This window comes from Bradyrhizobium vignae (assembly GCF_900324035.1).
Taxonomy (GTDB): Bacteria; Pseudomonadota; Alphaproteobacteria; order Rhizobiales; family Xanthobacteraceae; genus Bradyrhizobium; species Bradyrhizobium vignae.
Genome location: NZ_LS398110.1, coordinates 3,708,591 through 3,724,768 on the forward strand (window position 1 = coordinate 3,708,591; position 16,178 = coordinate 3,724,768).

Consider the following 16,178-nt stretch of genomic DNA (forward strand, 5'->3'; position numbering starts at 1 on the left):
CATGTCCGAGATCTCCACCCGCGATGCGACCCGCGACAGCGCCAGGGACGGCGCCCGAGACAATGCCAGAGAGAGCGCATTGTCGGTGGCGGCGATCTCATCGGAGCGCTCAGAGTCCGACGACAATGTCTGGACCCGCCGGCTCGTGCTGTTCCTGCGGGTGATGGCGCTGCTCTCGATCCTCAAGGGCCTTTATCACTGGGCGCAGGTGACTGGCTTTGTCGGCGGCGAGGATGAGGCATTCGAGAACCAGTCGATGGCCTGGCAGGCCGCGACCGTCTACTTCGCCGTGATCGAGCTTGTCGCCGCCGTCGGCCTGTGGCTCGCGACGCCCTGGGGCGCGGTGGTGTGGCTGACGACCGTGGTGTCGATGGCGGTGATCGAGTTGATGTTCCCGGGAATCTACGGCGGCAGCCTCGCCGTGGTCGGCGTCGAGGTCTTCATGCTTGCCGCGTATCTGGCGCTCGCCTGGATGGCCGCGCGCGAACGGCCGCCGTAGCCGGCCTCGCCGCTCGCACAACGGTCTCGCGCCCTGGACGCAATGCAGCGTGGCGCTCTTGCGACGTGATGCGCTGCAGAGCCGGGCCCCATCTCACCGCGGTCCCATCTTGCAACATATGGGTCCCGGCTCCGCGATGCATCGCTGCGCGCTGCATCCTGTCCGGGACATGAGAGTGTTGCGCTTGGTTGACCGTTGGTTGCCTAAAATTTGCGGTAAGTTTTCATTGACCAGCCGGTTCCGCCACAGCTGTTACGCGCTCGTTTCGAAACGGGGCGGGGCTGTTCTGGAATGCGACAACAACGGCGGACGGAGGGTGAACAGGACCTTGCGAAGGTCAACAGACGGTTGCGAAAAGTGCTTGTGGCACAGGCTTAATCCGCAATTCACTGTCTTAAATTCATGATCTCTTTATTCTCTTATTTAAGCCGATCTTCAAACGCGCCCCTTAAGTTGCACCTATCAGACGGGACACAAGTTTCGTCGAATAAGTGTCGATAAAAACGACAACAGGGGAAGTGTCATGATGAAAGCCGTCGCAACTGCGGCAGATACCGCAGAGCGCGTCTCCGGCCAGCAGGGCTCGGTGCAGTCGCTCTATCTGGAAGCTTTGACTCTGGTGGAGCGGCTGCATCGCCGGCTCCTCGACGTCATCAAGGATGAATTCGATCGCCGCGGCCGTGCGGACATCAACTCGGTGCAGGCGCTCTTGCTCTACAACATCGGCGACAAGGAGCTGACCGCGGGCGAGCTGCGCACGCGCGGTTACTATCTCGGCTCCAACGTCTCCTACAATCTGAAGAAGCTCGTCGAGCTCGGCTTCCTCGATCATCAGCGCTCGCGCGTCGATCGCCGCTCGGTGCGCATCCGCCTGACCCCGCAGGGCCAGGAAGTCCGCCGTATCGTCGAGGCGCTCTACCAGAAGCACGTCAAGACGGTCGAGCAGGTCGGCGGCATCTCCGGCGACGAGTTTGCGACGCTCAACAAGTCGCTGCACCGCCTCGAGCGGTTCTGGACCGACCAGATCCTCTATCGCCTCTGAGTCTCCAAGGGATCAAGGCCAAGCCGGCCCGCAACAAGACCGGCAAGCCTCCCGAACGTGCCTGACTTCCCCCAAGCGCGCCGGCCCGGATTTCGGACCGGCGCGTTCCATATTTTGCACCTGCGAAAAAATGTCCCGGGCACGAGGAACCAGTTCCGGGCCGGGCGCTTATCTCCTTCGGATCGGAGAAACGTCGATGCTGGTCGAGCGCGGGCTTCAGGCCACGAACGTAGAACTCGTGAGCAAGGCCTACGCCATTGCCGCGAACTTCCTTCGCCGTTCGGGCGCCATCCCCGACTCGCTGGTCACCGACGAACGCCTGCTCGGCCTCATCGTGAAGCTGCTCCAGCAAGGCGAATTCAACAAGATCAGGCTGGCGAACAAGGCAATCGCCAAGTTCCAGCAGACCGAGGCCAGAGCGGTTGCCTGATCAAGACTCCCAAATTAGCGACAAACCAGAGGGTGCCATGGAAGCCGCCGTCGACCGCATCATGCAGACCTATGACCTGCTCGCCAACCGCACCGCGGCGGCGAGTGAGGAGGCGCGGGAAAAGGTGACGAACTACCTCAATACCCTGATGGAAGCGGGCGAGACGGACCCGCACAGATTGACGGTCTGCGGTCTGACCTATTTGCGCCAGCTCGACGGCAGCGTGGACCCGGTCAAGGCGGGGTATACCGGGCTGTGAAACGACGCCGGCTCCGCCGGGTTGCCGTTTGCGAGGAATGAGGCCAAAGCGGCCCTGGTCCCCGAGGAGCGGCTCCCCGGAACCGATCTCGGGATGAGAACCTCCAATCCCCCATATCTTGCATAAATATCAGGCCCCACCCGCAAATGCTTGGCCTGTTGCGGGCGATGTGGTAGATCGCGCGTGCTTCCGACCGCCACACCAGACACGCCCGTAGCCCGCCAAAAGGCTCCGGCGGTGGAGATATTCGCAAGATGACCGCACCCAAAACCGCCTCCGCGCCCGATTCGTTTTTCACCGCCTCGCTCGAGAAGGCCGATCCGGAAATCGCCGCCGCCATCAAGGGCGAGCTCGGCCGGCAGCGCCATGAGGTCGAGCTGATCGCTTCCGAGAACATCGTCAGCCGGGCCGTGCTGGAAGCGCAGGGTTCGGTGATGACCAACAAGTACGCGGAGGGTTATCCGGGCGCGCGGTACTACGGCGGTTGTGAGTGGGTCGACGTCGCCGAGAACCTCGCGATCGATCGCGCCAAGAAGCTGTTCGGTGCCAACTTCGCCAACGTGCAGCCGAACTCCGGCAGCCAGATGAACCAGGCGGTGTTTCTGGCGCTGCTTCAGCCCGGCGACACCTTCATGGGTCTCGATCTCGCCGCCGGCGGCCATCTCACCCACGGCTCGCCCGTCAACATGAGCGGCAAGTGGTTCAAGGCCGCGCACTACACCGTGCGCCGCGAGGACCAGATCATCGACATGGATGCGGTGGCCAAGCAGGCCGAAGAGGTCAAGCCGAAGCTGATCGTCGCCGGCGGGTCGGCCTATTCGCGCGCCTGGGACTTCAAGCGTTTCCGCGAGATCGCCGACAGCGTCGGCGCCTATCTCCTGGTCGACATGGCGCACTTCGCCGGCCTCGTCGCCGGCGGCGTACATGCTTCGCCGGTGCCCTATGCCCACGTCACCACCACCACGACGCACAAGTCCCTGCGCGGTCCGCGCGGCGGCCTGATGCTGTGGAATGACGAGACGCTGACCAAGAAGCTCAACGGGGCGATTTTCCCGGGCCTCCAGGGCGGTCCCCTCATGCATGTGATCGCGGCGAAGGCGGTCGCCTTCGGCGAGGCGCTGCGTCCGGACTTCAAGGTCTATGCCAAGAACGTCGTCGAGAACGCCAAGGCGCTGGCCGAGGCGATGAAGAGCCACGGGTTCGACATCGTCTCCGGCGGCACCGACAACCATCTGATGCTGGTCGACCTCAGGCCGAAGGGCCTGAAGGGCAACGTCTCGGAGAAGGCGCTGGTCCGCGCCGCCATCACCTGCAACAAGAACGGCATTCCGTTCGATCCCGAAAAGCCGTTCGTCACCTCGGGCCTGCGGCTCGGCACGCCGGCTGCGACCACGCGCGGCTTCGGTGTCGCCGAATTCCAGCAGGTCGCCGGCATGATCGCCGAGGTCCTCAACGCGATCGCGCAGTCCTCCGACGGCAAGGCGCCGCTGGTGGAAGCTGCGATCAAGGAACGAGTCAAGGCGCTCACCGATCGGTTCCCGATCTACCAGTAAGGCAAGGCCAAGCGGATGCGCTGCCCGAACTGCAACAGTCTCGATACGCAGGTAAAGGACTCGCGTCCGACCGAGGACTCGTCCGTGATCCGCAGGCGGCGCGTGTGCGTCGCCTGCAATTTCCGCTTCACCACCTTCGAGCGCGTGCAGCTGCGCGAACTCACGGTGATCAAGCGCAACGGCCGCCGCGTGCCGTTCGACCGCGACAAGCTGATGCGCTCGGTGCAGATTTCGTTGCGCAAGCGGCAGGTCGAGCCTGAAAGGGTGGAGAAGATGGTCTCCACCATCGTGCGCGAGCTCGAGACCGGGGGCGAGGCCGAGATCTCCTCGGAGGTGATCGGCGAGACCGTGATGGAGCATCTGCGCACGCTCGACGACGTCGCCTATGTGCGCTTTGCCTCCGTCTACCGCAATTTCCGCGAGGCCAAGGATTTCGCCGACGTGCTCGGCGAGCTCTCCGGTGAGGAGGAAGCGCGGCTCGCCGCGATCCGCAAATGATCTTCCGCATCCTGGAGGATCAGTTCGCGCAGAAGGCGCGCGAGGCCAGGGATGCCGATCGGCGCTTCATGCAGCTGGCGCTGGCGCTGGGTAAGCGCGGGCAGGGGCGGACCTGGCCCAATCCGGCCGTGGGCGCCGTCATCGTCAAGGACGGGATCATCATCGGCCGCGGCTGGACGCAGCCCGGAGGACGGCCGCATGGCGAGCCTGAAGCGCTAAGGCGCGCGGGCGAGGCCGCGCGGGGCGCCACTCTCTACGTCACGCTGGAGCCGTGCTCGCATTTCGGCAAGTCGCCCCCTTGCGCCGACGCGGTGATTGCAGCGGGAATCAAGCGTGTGGTCGCGGCGATCGAGGATCCCAATCCTGAAGTCGCAGGCCAGGGCCATGCGCGCCTGCGCGCGGCCGGCATCAATGTGGATGTCGGTTTGTGCGCGGCGGAGGCCGCGTTCGATCATGCCGGCCATTTCCGTCGCATCCGCGACAGGCGCCCGCATGTGATCTTGAAGCTCGCGATCTCGCCTGACGGCAAGATCGGTGCGGCAGGCGGCAAGCCGGTCGCGATCACGGGCGAGGCCGTGCGCGATCGCGTGCACCTCTTGCGCGCGCAGAGCGATGCCATTCTGGTCGGGATCGGCACGGTGCTGGCGGACGATCCGCTTCTCACCTGCCGGCTGCCTGGCATGGCGGCGCGCTCGCCGGTGCGTATCGTGCTCGATCAGAGCCTGCGCATTCCCGCATCGAGCCGGCTCGTGCGATCCGCGCGCGAGACGCCGCTCTGGGTGGTTGGTTCCGAGCTCGCCGAGGCTGCTGCTGCCATGCGGCTTGGCGCGGCCGGTGCGCAAATGTTGCGCGTGCCTCGGGGCGGTGCGTCCGGGCTCGATCTTCCGGCCGTGCTGCATGCGCTGGCCGAGAAGGGCATCACGCGGCTGATGGTCGAGGGGGGTAGCCGTGTTGCGGCTTCGTTCATGGCGGCCGATCTCGTCGACGAGATCTGGCTGTTCCGCGGCACGGAAGCGGTGGGCGAAGGCGGCGTCGATGCGCTCGATGCATTGCCCCTGTCGAAAATCACGCAGTCGCAGGCCTACAAGGTTCATGCTAGCGAGACCTTCGGCAAGGATACTCTCACCATCTACGAGCGCGCGTAATGTTCACCGGCATTGTCACCGATATCGGCGAGATCGTCAGCTTCACGCCAACGGCGCAGGGGCAGCTGCACCGCCTGCGCATCGCCTGCCGCTACGATCAGAGCACCATCGCCGACGGTGCCTCGATCGCCTGCAACGGCGTCTGCCTGACCGTGGTTGCCTCGGGCGTTGCCGACGGCAGGGACTCTAAGCAAAGGACCTGGTTCGACGTCGATACCGCGGCCGAGACGCTGGCGCTGACGACCGCCAAGCACTGGAAGGTGGGGACGAAGCTCAATCTCGAGCGCGCGCTGAAGATCGGTGACGAACTCGGCGGCCACATCGTCGCCGGCCATGCCGACGGGATCGCCACCATCGTCAGCCGCGAGGACCTGCCTGATATGGCGCGCTTCGTGCTCTCGACGACGCGGGAGCTGGCGCGGTACATCGCCACCAAGGGCTCGATCACGCTCGACGGCGTGTCGCTCACGATCAATACGGTTGCAGACGTGACCTTTTCGGTGCTGATCATCCCGCACACGCTTGATGTCACGACCATCGGCGGCTGGAAGGCGGGCGACGAGGTCAACATCGAGGTTGACCTGATGGCCCGCTACGCGGCGCGGCTGACGGAAATGAAGTGACCGGCGCTTGCTGTCATTTCGGGTTCGGCTCTTCGAGCCGCCCCGGAATGACGGTGCCCTTTTGAACTTGGCTTACCCGCCTGCGGCGACTACATAACGCGCCGACCCAGTAGAACGGATTGAACGATGGCAGACGCGCGGCGCGCACCCCTGAAGGACCAGACCGACATTTCCGGCGCGCGCGCGCTCGTAGTCGAGGCGCGGTTCTATGACGATCTCCAGGACGCGCTGCTCGAAGGCGCGGTGGCCGAGCTGAAGGCAGCCGGCCTGACGCATGACGTCATCACGGTTCCCGGTGCGCTGGAGATCCCGGCGGCAGTCGCGATCGCGGTCGATGCCGCGGCGGCGAACGGCAAGCCCTATGACGCGGTGATCGCGCTTGGCTGCGTGATCCGCGGCGACACCATTCATTTCGAGATCGTGTCGCAGGAATCCTCGCGCGCGCTGATGGACCTCGCCGTGACGCGAAAGCTGCCGCTCGGCAACGGCATCCTCACCGTCAACAATGAGGACCAGGCCTGGGCGCGGGCGCGCGCCAGCGAGCTCAACAAGGGTGGCGACGCCGCGCGCGCGGCGCTGGCGATGCTGCGCATCAAACGCCGCCTGGCACGGGCCTGAAGCCATGGCCGACAACAGCAAGAAGCCGGCTGGCACTCCAGAGAAGAAAGCAAACCGGCGCGGCGCGGCGCGGCTCGCCGCCGTGCAGGCGCTGTACCAGATGGACATCGCCGGCGCCGGCATCAACGATATCTTCGCCGAGTTCGAGAGCCATTGGCTGGGCAACGAGGTCGAGGGCGACACGTACCTGCCGGCTGAAGCCGCGTTCTTCCGCGACGTCGTCTCCGGCGTCGTGCGCGACCAGAAGAAGCTCGATCCGCTGATCGACGAGGCGTTGTCGAAGGGCTGGCCCTTGAAGCGGATCGAAGCCATCCTGCGCGCGGTGCTGCGCGCGGGTGCCTACGAGCTCCAGCACCGCAAGGACGTGCCGGGCCGCGTCGTGGTCTCCGAATATGTCGACGTCGCCAATGCTTTCGTCGACCGCGAGGAGACGGGCATGGTCAACGCCGTGCTCGACCAGATCGGCCGCCAGTTTCGTGGTGACGAGTTCGGGCGGGGGTAATTGAGGCGATGACTTCCGCCGTAGCCGTCACCTGAGGTGCCGGAGCGAAGCGGAGGCCTCGAAGGGCGGCGGCGTGCCGCTGAGGCAACACCTCGGCCGGCCATCCTTCGAGGCTCGCAAGGGCTCGCACCTCAGAATGACGGGTCTGCTATCGTGACGCAGGACAAGAACAAAGCTTCCGGCGAAGACTCCCTCATCGCGCGCTATTTCAAGCCGCTGGCGACTGACCCCGGCGCGTTCGGGCTGGTCGATGACGCTGCGGTGCTGCCCTCATCCGGCGAGGACATCGTCGTCACCACCGACGCCGTCGTCGAGGGCGTGCATTATCTTGCCAGCGATCCGCCTGACACCATCGCGCGCAAGGCGCTGCGGGTGAACCTGTCCGATCTCGCCGCCAAGGGCGCGTTGCCGGCAGGTTTCGTGCTGACGCTGGCATTGCGCAGCAAGGAGGATGCCTGGCTCCGTCCTTTTGCGGACGCGCTGGGCGAGGACGCAAAGAATTTCGCTTGTCCTCTGCTCGGCGGCGACACGGTGTCGACGCCGGGTCCGCAGATGATCTCGATCACAGCCTTCGGCCGTGTGCCTCGGGGGCGGATGATCGGCCGTACCGGCGCAAGGCCGGGCGACCGCATCCTGGTGACAGGGACGATCGGCGATGCCGCGCTTGGCCTGGACGTGCTCAGAGGCGGCGCCGCTGCCGGCGCGCTGACATCCGATCCCGCTGCACGGGATTTTCTCATCTCACGCTATCGGGTGCCGCAGCCGCGCAACGTGCTGGCGCGAGCGGTGCGCGATCATGCGACCGCCGCGATGGACGTTTCCGACGGCCTCGCTGGTGACCTGACCAAACTCTGTGCAGCGTCCGAGGTTTCGGCTTCGGTCGATGTGACAAGCGTGCCACTCTCGGCCGCGGCAGCCGGCCTGCTCGCCGGCAACGTCGTTCGCGTCGAGACGCTGCTCGCGGGGGGCGATGACTACGAGGTGCTGTGCACCGTTCCGCCCGCGCAAAGCGACGCGCTGATTGCGGCGGGGCAAGCCATGGGCGTTGCCGTGACCGCGATCGGTACGATCGTGGAGGGGCACGAGCGGCCGCGCTTCCTGGACGGGCAGGGCCAGGAACTGCTCTTGACGCGGCTGTCCTACAGCCACTTCTAGGAATTGCGCCAAACCGGCATCTTAGTTCGCAGCACTTGGTCCTAAATACCTGCCGAGATCGGCGATTTCGGCCTTATCCGGCGTTGCACCCTCAATTTGATTTTGGCAAGCTCGCAACCGACTGGAGCCGCCCCTCAGGGCAAGGGGGCGGCTTTGTTCAAAATCAAGGCGCCGCACCGCACGACGGACAACAAAAGGCGCCGGGGGTACATCAAGGATCTGAGGCAAAAATCACATGACAGCATTATGGTTGATAGTGCTCTGCGGAGTGCTTTCCGTCGTCTACGCGATTTGGGCGACGTCTTCGGTGTTGGGCGCGGATGCGGGGTCGCCGCGCATGCAGGAGATCGCGGGCGCAGTGCGCGAAGGCGCACAGGCGTATCTGCGGCGCCAGTACACCACGATCGGTCTCGTCGGCATCGTCATCTTCGTGCTCCTTGCCTATTTCCTCGGGGTCTATGTCGCGATCGGTTTTGCCATCGGCGCGGTCCTGTCGGGAGCGGCCGGCTTCATCGGCATGAACGTCTCGGTCCGCGCCAATGTGCGCACCGCCCAGGCTGCGACGACGTCGCTTGCCGGCGGCCTCGAGCTCGCCTTCAAGGCGGGCGCCATCACCGGACTTCTGGTTGCCGGTCTCGCGCTGTTGGGCGTGACCCTCTATTTCGGCTTCCTGGTCCACTCGCTGAAGCTCGCGCCCGATAGCCGCACCGTCGTCGACGCCATGGTGGCGCTCGGCTTCGGTGCCTCGCTGATCTCGATCTTCGCCCGTCTCGGCGGCGGCATCTTCACCAAGGGTGCTGACGTCGGCGGCGACCTCGTCGGTAAGGTCGAGGCCGGCATTCCCGAGGACGATCCGCGCAACCCGGCGACCATCGCCGACAACGTCGGCGACAATGTCGGCGACTGCGCCGGCATGGCCGCCGACCTGTTCGAGACCTATGCGGTGACCGCGGTCGCCACCATGGTCCTGGCGGCGATCTTCTTCGCCAAGACGCCGATCCTCGCCAACATGATGACGCTGCCGCTCGCGATCGGCGGCATCTGCATCATCACCTCGATCATCGGCACCTTCTTCGTCAAGCTCGGGCCGAGCCAGTCGATCATGGGCGCGCTCTACAAGGGCCTGATCGCGACCGGCATCCTGTCGCTGATCGGCATCGCGCTGGTGATCTACTACCTGATCGGCTTCGGCAAGCTCGAGGGCGTCGATTACACGGGCATGGCGCTGTTCGAGTGCGGCGTGGTCGGCCTCGTCGTTACCGCGCTGATCATCTGGATCACCGAATACTACACCGGCACCGACTACCGTCCGGTGAAGTCGATTGCGCAGGCCTCGGTCACCGGCCATGGCACCAACGTGATCCAGGGTCTCGCCGTCTCGATGGAAGCGACCGCGCTGCCCGCGATCGTGATCATCGCCGGTATCCTCGTCACCTATAGCCTCGCCGGCCTGTTCGGCATCGCGATCGCGACTGCCACCATGCTGGCACTGGCCGGCATGATCGTCGCGCTCGACGCCTTCGGCCCCGTCACCGACAATGCCGGTGGCATCGCAGAAATGGCGGGCCTGCCGAAGGAGGTGCGCAAGTCGACCGACGCGCTCGATGCGGTCGGCAACACCACCAAGGCAGTGACCAAGGGTTACGCGATCGGCTCCGCCGGTCTCGGTGCCCTCGTGCTGTTCGCGGCCTACAACCAGGACCTCAAGTTCTTCGTAGCGGACAGCGCGCAGCACGCCTACTTCGCCGGCGTCAATCCGGACTTCTCGCTCAACAACCCCTATGTGGTCGTGGGCCTCTTGTTCGGCGGCCTGTTGCCGTATCTGTTCGGCGCGCTGGGCATGACCGCAGTCGGCCGTGCGGCCGGCGCGATCGTCGAGGAGGTGCGCCGTCAGTTCCGCGAGAAGCCGGGCATCATGCAGGGCACCGACAAGCCGGACTACGGCAAGGCGGTTGACCTCCTCACCCGCGCTGCGATCAAGGAGATGATCATCCCCTCGCTGCTGCCGGTGCTGTCGCCGATCGTCGTCTACTTCGTGATCTATGCGATCGCGGGCGGCGGCGCGGCCGGCAAGTCGGCCGCGTTCTCCGCCGTCGGCGCCATGCTGCTCGGCGTGATCGTGACGGGCCTGTTCGTCGCGATCTCCATGACCTCGGGCGGCGGCGCGTGGGACAACGCCAAGAAGTACATCGAGGACGGTCATTTCGGCGGCAAGGGCTCTGATGCCCACAAGTCGGCGGTGACCGGCGACACCGTCGGCGATCCCTACAAGGACACGGCGGGACCTGCGGTGAACCCGATGATCAAGATCACCAACATCGTCGCCTTGCTGCTGCTGGCGATTTTGGCGCACTGAGCGGCGGAAGCCGGAAAGACGAAACCCCGCGGCGCGAGCCGCGGGGTTTTGTTTGATGGGTTGGATGCTCTCACCTCGTCATTGCGCAATGACGAAGGAGGCAGCAGCGCTCGCGTGAACGCTATTGCACATCCATCTGCAGGCCTTCCTTCTGGATGATGCCGGCGAACTTCTTCGTCTCGGCCTCCACGAAGGCGGCGAACTGCTGCGGGGTGCCGTAGTCGGCGCGGGCGCCCATCGCGGCGATCTGCTTCTTGATGTCGTCGCGCTCCAGCATCGCCTTGACCTGGAGATTGAGCGCGTTGAGCACCTCGGGTGAGACCCCCTTCGGCAGGAACACGGAGAACCAGGACGAGACGTCGAAGTTCGCCAATTCCGGCGCGCTCTCGCGCATGGTCGGCAGGTTCGGCGCGAGGTCGCTGCGCTCGGTCGTGGTGACGCAGAGGCCGTTGAGCGTGCCGTTCTGCACCTGAGGCAGGCTCGGATAGAGATTGTCGAACAGGATCTGGATGTCGCCGGCGAGCGCCGCTTGCAGCGCGGGTCCGGCGCCGCGGAATGGGATGTGTGTCATCTTCAGGCCGGTGAGCTGGAGGAACCAGGCGCCGGTGAGGTGGGGGCTCTGGCCGACGCCGGAGGAGGCGTAGCTGAGCTTGTCCGGATTGGCCTTCAGGTACGCGATCAGCTCGGGGACCGACTTGATGCCGGTCTTCGGATGCGCCGAGACGATGTTCGGGATCCGGATCATGTTCGACACCGGCTGCAGCTGGTCCGGCTTGTAGGTGAGGTTCTTGAAGATGCTGTAGGCGATCGCGTTCGGCCCCGGGTTGCCGATCAGGATGGTGTGTCCATCCGGCTTGGCGCGCACGGCCTCAGCCGTGCCGATCGTGCCGCCGCCGCCGGAGCGGTTTTCCACGACCGCCGACTGGCCCCAGGCGGTTTGCAGATGTGCTGCAAGGAGCCGGCCCATCACGTCGGTCGAGCCGCCGGCCGCAGCCGGCACGATGAGGCGGACGTTTTCGGTGGGCTTCCAGTCGGCGAGGCTCGATCGCGGCAGGATCGCTGCGGCCGAAAGGCCGGCAGCGCCGGCGAGCACGCGACGGCGGGACAAGAAAGTGTTCTGAAATGTGTTCTGAGTTTTATTGGGCACGAATCCGCTCCCTGCTTCTTGCTTTGCTGGGACGGTACGGAACCGCTCGTGCGGCTGCAAGTCGCGCGCGACGGCAAGCGCCGCGCGGAGGGTGGCACGAAGCCGCAGAGATCGAGCCATTTACCTTGCAGCGGAATTGGTGCGCGCACGATGACGCGAACCGATATCCACCTCGCTCGAAAATATCGCGAAGCCTCAGTTGAAGCTGAGCAGCTTGAACAGCGGAGCGAGGTAGCTCATCTCCTGACCCGAGGTCGGCGTGGTGCGGCTGATGAAGTCGAAGATCTTGCCGTCCTGGAGGCCGTAATTCGCAAGCCGGCGCACGCGCCGGTTCTTGTCGAAATAGATCGCGATCACGCGCTGATCGACCACCCTCTGGTTCATGAAGGCGACCGGGCGCTCCGAGCGCTGCGAGATGTAATAGAACACTTCACCGTCGAGGGTCGCGACGGTGGAGGGCGTGCCCATCACGATCAGCACCTGGTCCTGGCTCGCACCGATCGGAATCTGCTCGAGCGCGCCGGGCGGCAGGATGTAGCCCTTCTGGAACTGTTCACCGGTGCAGCCCGCAAGGGCCAGGCCGACCACGGCCGTAGCCGCGAGCATGCGCAAGCCGTGCCAGCATGCGTGAAGGCCGCGCCGCTTGTCCGCGCGCAGGCTGGTCTCGTTCGTTGTCGTCATAGTGGAACTGATTCCGTCCCCTTGCGTCGCGCGAGGCGCTGAAGTACCGGGCTGGGCGTCTGAATGCAACACGCGCGCGCCCGCTTGCGGAAACCACAATGCTTTGGCCGTTCAATCACTTCAGGAAACCCCGGCGAACCCCATCGGACACCATTGAAGCCATCTATGGCATGATCGTGACGCAGGCGCGAGAACCCATATTTTACCGCGACTTGGGCGTGCCCGATACGGTTAACGGGCGTTTCGACCTGTTGCTGCTGCATCTCTGGCTGCTGCTGCGCCGCCTGCGCACGGCCCCGGGCGCCACCGACCTGTCCCAGGCGCTGTTCGACCGCTTCTGCGAGGATATGGATGACAATCTGCGCGAGATGGGGGTGGGCGATCAGACCGTGCCGAAGCGGATGCGGGCCTTCGGCGAGGCCTTCTACGGCCGCGTCCAGGCCTATGACCAGGCCATGGAGGCCGGCGGCGAGGCGCTGGCATCGGCGATCTGCAAGAATATCTTGAATGGGACCGGCTTCGACCAGGCGCAGCGGCTTGCGGCCTATGCGCGGGCCAGTGAGGCCGATCTTGGCCGGACCGAGGAGGCTGCGCTGCTGCGCGCCGCCTTCAAGTTTCCTCCAGCACTCCCTGAGGATGTCACGCCATGAGCCGACCGAATGCCGGATCCGAGCCCGATCCCTGGCGGGCGCCCGTCATCGTTGCGCAGATCCCCGACGCCGGGCTGCATCGCGAGCTGGAGGCCTCGGCGGCCGAGCGACGGGCCATGGCGGAGGTCGCAGGCCTCCGCGAGATCCTGTCCGCCCATGCCAGCTTCGATGTCGTGCCGAAAAGCGGCGGGCGGGTCCAGGTCACGGGGCTCGTTCGCGGCCGGATCGGCCAGACCTGCGTCGTCACGCTCGATCCGATCGAGAGCGAGATCGAGGAGGAGGTGGACCTGATGTTCGCCCCCGAAGCCGAGGCGCGCCGCCTGGCCGACCTGATCGAGGAGGGACAGGATGGCGCGCCGTCTGAGGTCGCCGACCCGCCCGAGCCGATCGCTGGCGGCATCATCGACCTCGGCCGCCTCGCCACCGATGCCCTGTTCCTGGCGATCGATCCCTATCCGCGCAAGGAGGGGGCCGTGTTCGAGACGGAGGTCACCGCGCCCGATCCCGAGGACCATCCCTTCGCGGCGCTGAAGGCACTGCAGGACAAGAAGAAGGGCCAGTAGGGCATTTGCGCTTGCGGCCGCCTTGCGATCGGACCCGAGCCATTTGCCTTGATGGTTTGAAAGAACCTCTTATCTTTCTGATTTCAATGCGTTTCCTGCGAAATACGGTGTTCGCGGCCGGATCGTCCCGAATGCAAAAGGCTGGGGGCAAGAGGTTGTTTCGGGGGCACAAAACGCTATTGTCGCGCCCCGGTCCGGGTGCGGCGTGGCGCTTGGCCGATCGCCATGTCCGTGGCGAACCCATTTTGCGGCCCCGCTAGCACAGACCGCACCAGACCAGGTTTCCAGGACTTTTATGCCAAGCAAGGTTCGCATCGCGCTGGACGCCATGGGAGGCGATGTCGGCCCCGCCGTGGTCATTCCGGGCGCCGCCATCTCGCTGGGCAGGCATCGCGATACCGAGTTTCTGCTGGTCGGCGACCGCGCCAGGATCGAGCCCGAGCTCGATAAGCACCCGAAGCTGAAAGCCGCCTCCAAGATTGTCCATACCGACGTCGCCGTCAGCATGGAGGACAAGCCGAGCCAGGCGCTGCGGCGCGGCCGCAAGACCTCCTCGATGTGGCTCGCGATCGATGCGGTCAAGAAGGGCGAGGTGGATGTCGCGATCTCCGCCGGCAATACCGGCGCGCTGATGGCGATGGCGCGCTTCCATCTGCGGACGCTGCCGGGCATCGACCGGCCGGCCATCTCCGCGATCTGGCCGACCATGCGCGGCGAATCCGTCGTGCTCGACCTCGGCGCCACCCTCGGCGGCGATGCCCACCACCTGGTCTCGATGGCGGTGATGGGCGCGGCCAAGGCGAGCGTGCTGTTCAACAAGACGCGGCCGACGGTCGGGCTGCTCAATATCGGCGCCGAGGAGATCAAGGGCCACGAGGAGATCCGCGAGGCCAGCGAGATCCTGCGGGCGAGGAACCTGCCGGAGCTCGACTATATCGGCTTCGTCGAGGGCGACGGCATCGGCAAGGGGCTGGCCGACGTGATCGTCACTGAAGGTTTCAGCGGCAACATCGCGCTCAAGGCCGCCGAGGGAACCGCGCGGCAGATGGCGGAATTGCTCCGTAACGAGATGCGGCGGAGCTGGCTCTCCAAGCTCGGCTATGTGTTCGCCCGCAGCGCCTTCCAGGTCCTCCGCGACAAGATGGACCCCAACAAGTCCAATGGCGGCGTGCTGCTGGGACTGAACGGGGTGGTGGTCAAGAGCCATGGCGGAACCAACGCCGAAGGCTTTGCCTATGCGATCGATGTTGGCTATGAGATGGCTCACTACGATCTCCTGAACAAGATCAATCAGATGCTCAACCGCGAGGGTGGTGCACTCAGTTCCGTGCAGGCCGCGCAGGAGGCTGTTTCGTGACTCAAATTCGTTCGGTCGTGCTCGGCTGCGGCTCTTACTTGCCGGAGCAGGTGGTGACCAACGCCCAGTTGGCGGCGCGTATCGACACCTCCGACGAGTGGATCGTCCAGCGCACCGGCATTCGCGAGCGGCACATCGCGGCCGAGGGCGAGTTCACCTCGCACCTCGCGATCAAGGCGGCCCAGGCCGCGCTCACTGATGGCGGCGTGGACGCGCAATCGATCGAGCTCATCGTGCTCGCGACCTCGACGCCGGACAACACCTTCCCCGCGACGGCGGTCGCCGTGCAGCACGGGCTCGGCATCAACCATGGCGCGGCCTTCGATCTCCAGGCGGTGTGCTCGGGCTTCGTATTCGCGCTCGCTACCGCCGACAACTTCCTGCGTACCGGCGCCTACAAGCGCGCGCTGGTGATCGGTGCGGAGACCTTCTCGCGCATCCTCGACTGGAACGATCGCGGCACCTGCGTGCTGTTCGGCGACGGCGCCGGCGCCGTGGTGCTGGAAGCGCAGGAGCAGCCGGGCAATGCCGCGACCGATCGCGGCGTCCTGACCACTCACTTGCGCTCCGACGGCCGCCACAAGGCCAAGCTGTTCGTCGACGGCGGGCCGTCCTCGACCCAGACCGTCGGCCATCTGCGCATGGAAGGCCGCGAGGTCTTCAAGCATGCGGTCGGCATGATCACCGATGTCATCGTCGATGCCTTCAACGCGACCGGGCTCAATGCCGACAGCATCGACTGGTTCGTGCCGCACCAGGCCAACAAGCGGATCATCGATGCCTCCGCGCACAAGCTGCATATCGCGCCGGAGAAGGTGGTGCTGACGGTGGACCGCCACGGCAACACCTCGGCGGCTTCGATCCCGCTGGCGCTGTCGGTGGCTCGCAAGGACGGCCGCATCAAGAAGGGCGATCTGGTCCTGCTGGAAGCCATGGGCGGCGGCTTCACCTGGGGTTCCGCGCTGGTGCGCTGGTAAGCCACATCAGATAAAATTTCGCCGGAATCAGCGCCGATTATGAATGCGTCGGCATTGATGAGCGCTGTTGACCGTCGTATCGTAACCTCATAATTTCAGACAACAATTGTTCGCCGTGAGGTG

At 65.2% G+C, this 16,178-nt stretch carries 18 protein-coding genes; 16 read left to right on the forward strand and 2 right to left on the reverse strand.

The features are described 5' to 3' along the window. Position 1 precedes the first annotated feature (1 nt). From BRAD3257_RS18050 to BRAD3257_RS18105, 12 genes are all read left to right on the forward strand, one after another. Positions 2 to 499, forward strand: a complete 498-nt coding sequence (locus BRAD3257_RS18050; protein WP_122402931.1) for a DUF6163 family protein — start codon at positions 2 to 4, stop codon at positions 497 to 499. Positions 500 to 1,022: 523 nt separating this feature from the next. Next, positions 1,023 to 1,541 carry a transcriptional regulator LdtR gene (ldtR, locus tag BRAD3257_RS18055; protein ID WP_122402932.1) on the forward strand — a complete coding sequence of 173 codons (519 nt, stop codon included), beginning with the start codon at positions 1,023 to 1,025 and terminating at the stop codon, positions 1,539 to 1,541. Between the two features lie 196 nt (positions 1,542 to 1,737). Further along, positions 1,738 to 1,971, forward strand: coding sequence for a hypothetical protein (locus BRAD3257_RS18060; RefSeq protein WP_122402933.1), 234 nt, complete (start codon positions 1,738 to 1,740; stop codon positions 1,969 to 1,971). A gap of 37 nt (positions 1,972 to 2,008) precedes the next feature. Then, complete coding sequence (locus BRAD3257_RS18065; protein ID WP_122402934.1) at positions 2,009 to 2,230, forward strand: hypothetical protein; 222 nt, start codon at positions 2,009 to 2,011, stop codon at positions 2,228 to 2,230. A gap of 254 nt (positions 2,231 to 2,484) precedes the next feature. Then, positions 2,485 to 3,783, forward strand: coding sequence for a serine hydroxymethyltransferase (gene glyA, locus BRAD3257_RS18070; RefSeq protein WP_122402935.1), 1,299 nt, complete (start codon positions 2,485 to 2,487; stop codon positions 3,781 to 3,783). Between the two features lie 15 nt (positions 3,784 to 3,798). After that, a complete protein-coding gene (gene nrdR, locus BRAD3257_RS18075; RefSeq protein ID WP_011087793.1) occupies positions 3,799 to 4,281 on the forward strand; it encodes a transcriptional regulator NrdR in 483 nt (160 codons plus the stop codon). Further along, positions 4,278 to 5,426 carry a bifunctional diaminohydroxyphosphoribosylaminopyrimidine deaminase/5-amino-6-(5-phosphoribosylamino)uracil reductase RibD gene (gene ribD / locus BRAD3257_RS18080; protein WP_122402936.1) on the forward strand — a complete coding sequence of 383 codons (1,149 nt, stop codon included), beginning with the start codon at positions 4,278 to 4,280 and terminating at the stop codon, positions 5,424 to 5,426. The genes nrdR and ribD overlap by 4 nt, the downstream gene beginning before the upstream one ends. After that, complete coding sequence (locus BRAD3257_RS18085; RefSeq protein ID WP_122402937.1) at positions 5,426 to 6,049, forward strand: riboflavin synthase; 624 nt, start codon at positions 5,426 to 5,428, stop codon at positions 6,047 to 6,049. Before ribD ends, BRAD3257_RS18085 begins: the two co-directional genes overlap by 1 nt. A 126-nt stretch (positions 6,050 to 6,175) precedes the next feature. After that, positions 6,176 to 6,667 (forward strand): 6,7-dimethyl-8-ribityllumazine synthase, encoded by a 492-nt coding sequence (gene ribH, locus BRAD3257_RS18090; protein WP_122402938.1) that lies wholly within the window; start codon positions 6,176 to 6,178, stop codon positions 6,665 to 6,667. Positions 6,668 to 6,671: 4 nt separating this feature from the next. Then, entirely contained in the window at positions 6,672 to 7,169 is a 498-nt protein-coding gene (gene nusB / locus BRAD3257_RS18095; RefSeq protein ID WP_100232645.1) for a transcription antitermination factor NusB, read from the forward strand. 153 nt (positions 7,170 to 7,322) lie between these two features. Beyond that, on the forward strand, positions 7,323 to 8,324 hold the full coding sequence (gene thiL, locus BRAD3257_RS18100; protein WP_122402939.1) for a thiamine-phosphate kinase: 1,002 nt from the start codon (positions 7,323 to 7,325) through the stop codon (positions 8,322 to 8,324). Positions 8,325 to 8,559: 235 nt separating this feature from the next. Next, positions 8,560 to 10,680 carry a sodium-translocating pyrophosphatase gene (locus tag BRAD3257_RS18105; protein ID WP_122402940.1) on the forward strand — a complete coding sequence of 707 codons (2,121 nt, stop codon included), beginning with the start codon at positions 8,560 to 8,562 and terminating at the stop codon, positions 10,678 to 10,680. 121 nt (positions 10,681 to 10,801) lie between these two features. Here BRAD3257_RS18105 and BRAD3257_RS18110 read toward each other — a convergent pair whose 3' ends face one another. Both BRAD3257_RS18110 and BRAD3257_RS18115 read right to left on the reverse strand, forming a co-directional pair. Further along, positions 10,802 to 11,788, reverse strand: coding sequence for a Bug family tripartite tricarboxylate transporter substrate binding protein (locus tag BRAD3257_RS18110; RefSeq protein WP_122402941.1), 987 nt, complete (start codon positions 11,786 to 11,788; stop codon positions 10,802 to 10,804). A gap of 234 nt (positions 11,789 to 12,022) precedes the next feature. Beyond that, positions 12,023 to 12,508: an outer membrane protein assembly factor BamE gene (locus BRAD3257_RS18115; RefSeq protein WP_162500245.1), complete on the reverse strand. Its 486-nt coding sequence runs from the start codon at positions 12,506 to 12,508 to the stop codon at positions 12,023 to 12,025. Positions 12,509 to 12,606: 98 nt separating this feature from the next. Here BRAD3257_RS18115 and BRAD3257_RS18120 point away from each other — a divergent pair, with 98 nt between their 5' ends. The 4 genes from BRAD3257_RS18120 (at position 12,607) to BRAD3257_RS18135 (ending at position 16,055) form a co-directional block, all read left to right on the forward strand. After that, positions 12,607 to 13,158 carry a ubiquinol-cytochrome C chaperone family protein gene (locus BRAD3257_RS18120; protein WP_122402942.1) on the forward strand — a complete coding sequence of 184 codons (552 nt, stop codon included), beginning with the start codon at positions 12,607 to 12,609 and terminating at the stop codon, positions 13,156 to 13,158. After that, the gene (locus tag BRAD3257_RS18125) at positions 13,155 to 13,721 is read left to right on the forward strand and encodes a YceD family protein (protein WP_122402943.1); all 567 of its coding nucleotides are present in this window, start codon (positions 13,155 to 13,157) and stop codon (positions 13,719 to 13,721) included. Before BRAD3257_RS18120 ends, BRAD3257_RS18125 begins: the two co-directional genes overlap by 4 nt. A gap of 295 nt (positions 13,722 to 14,016) precedes the next feature. Further along, positions 14,017 to 15,078, forward strand: coding sequence for a phosphate acyltransferase PlsX (plsX, locus tag BRAD3257_RS18130; RefSeq protein ID WP_122402944.1), 1,062 nt, complete (start codon positions 14,017 to 14,019; stop codon positions 15,076 to 15,078). Further along, the gene (locus BRAD3257_RS18135) at positions 15,075 to 16,055 is read left to right on the forward strand and encodes a beta-ketoacyl-ACP synthase III (protein ID WP_122402945.1); all 981 of its coding nucleotides are present in this window, start codon (positions 15,075 to 15,077) and stop codon (positions 16,053 to 16,055) included. The genes plsX and BRAD3257_RS18135 overlap by 4 nt, the downstream gene beginning before the upstream one ends. The last annotated feature ends 123 nt before the right edge of the window (positions 16,056 to 16,178 follow it).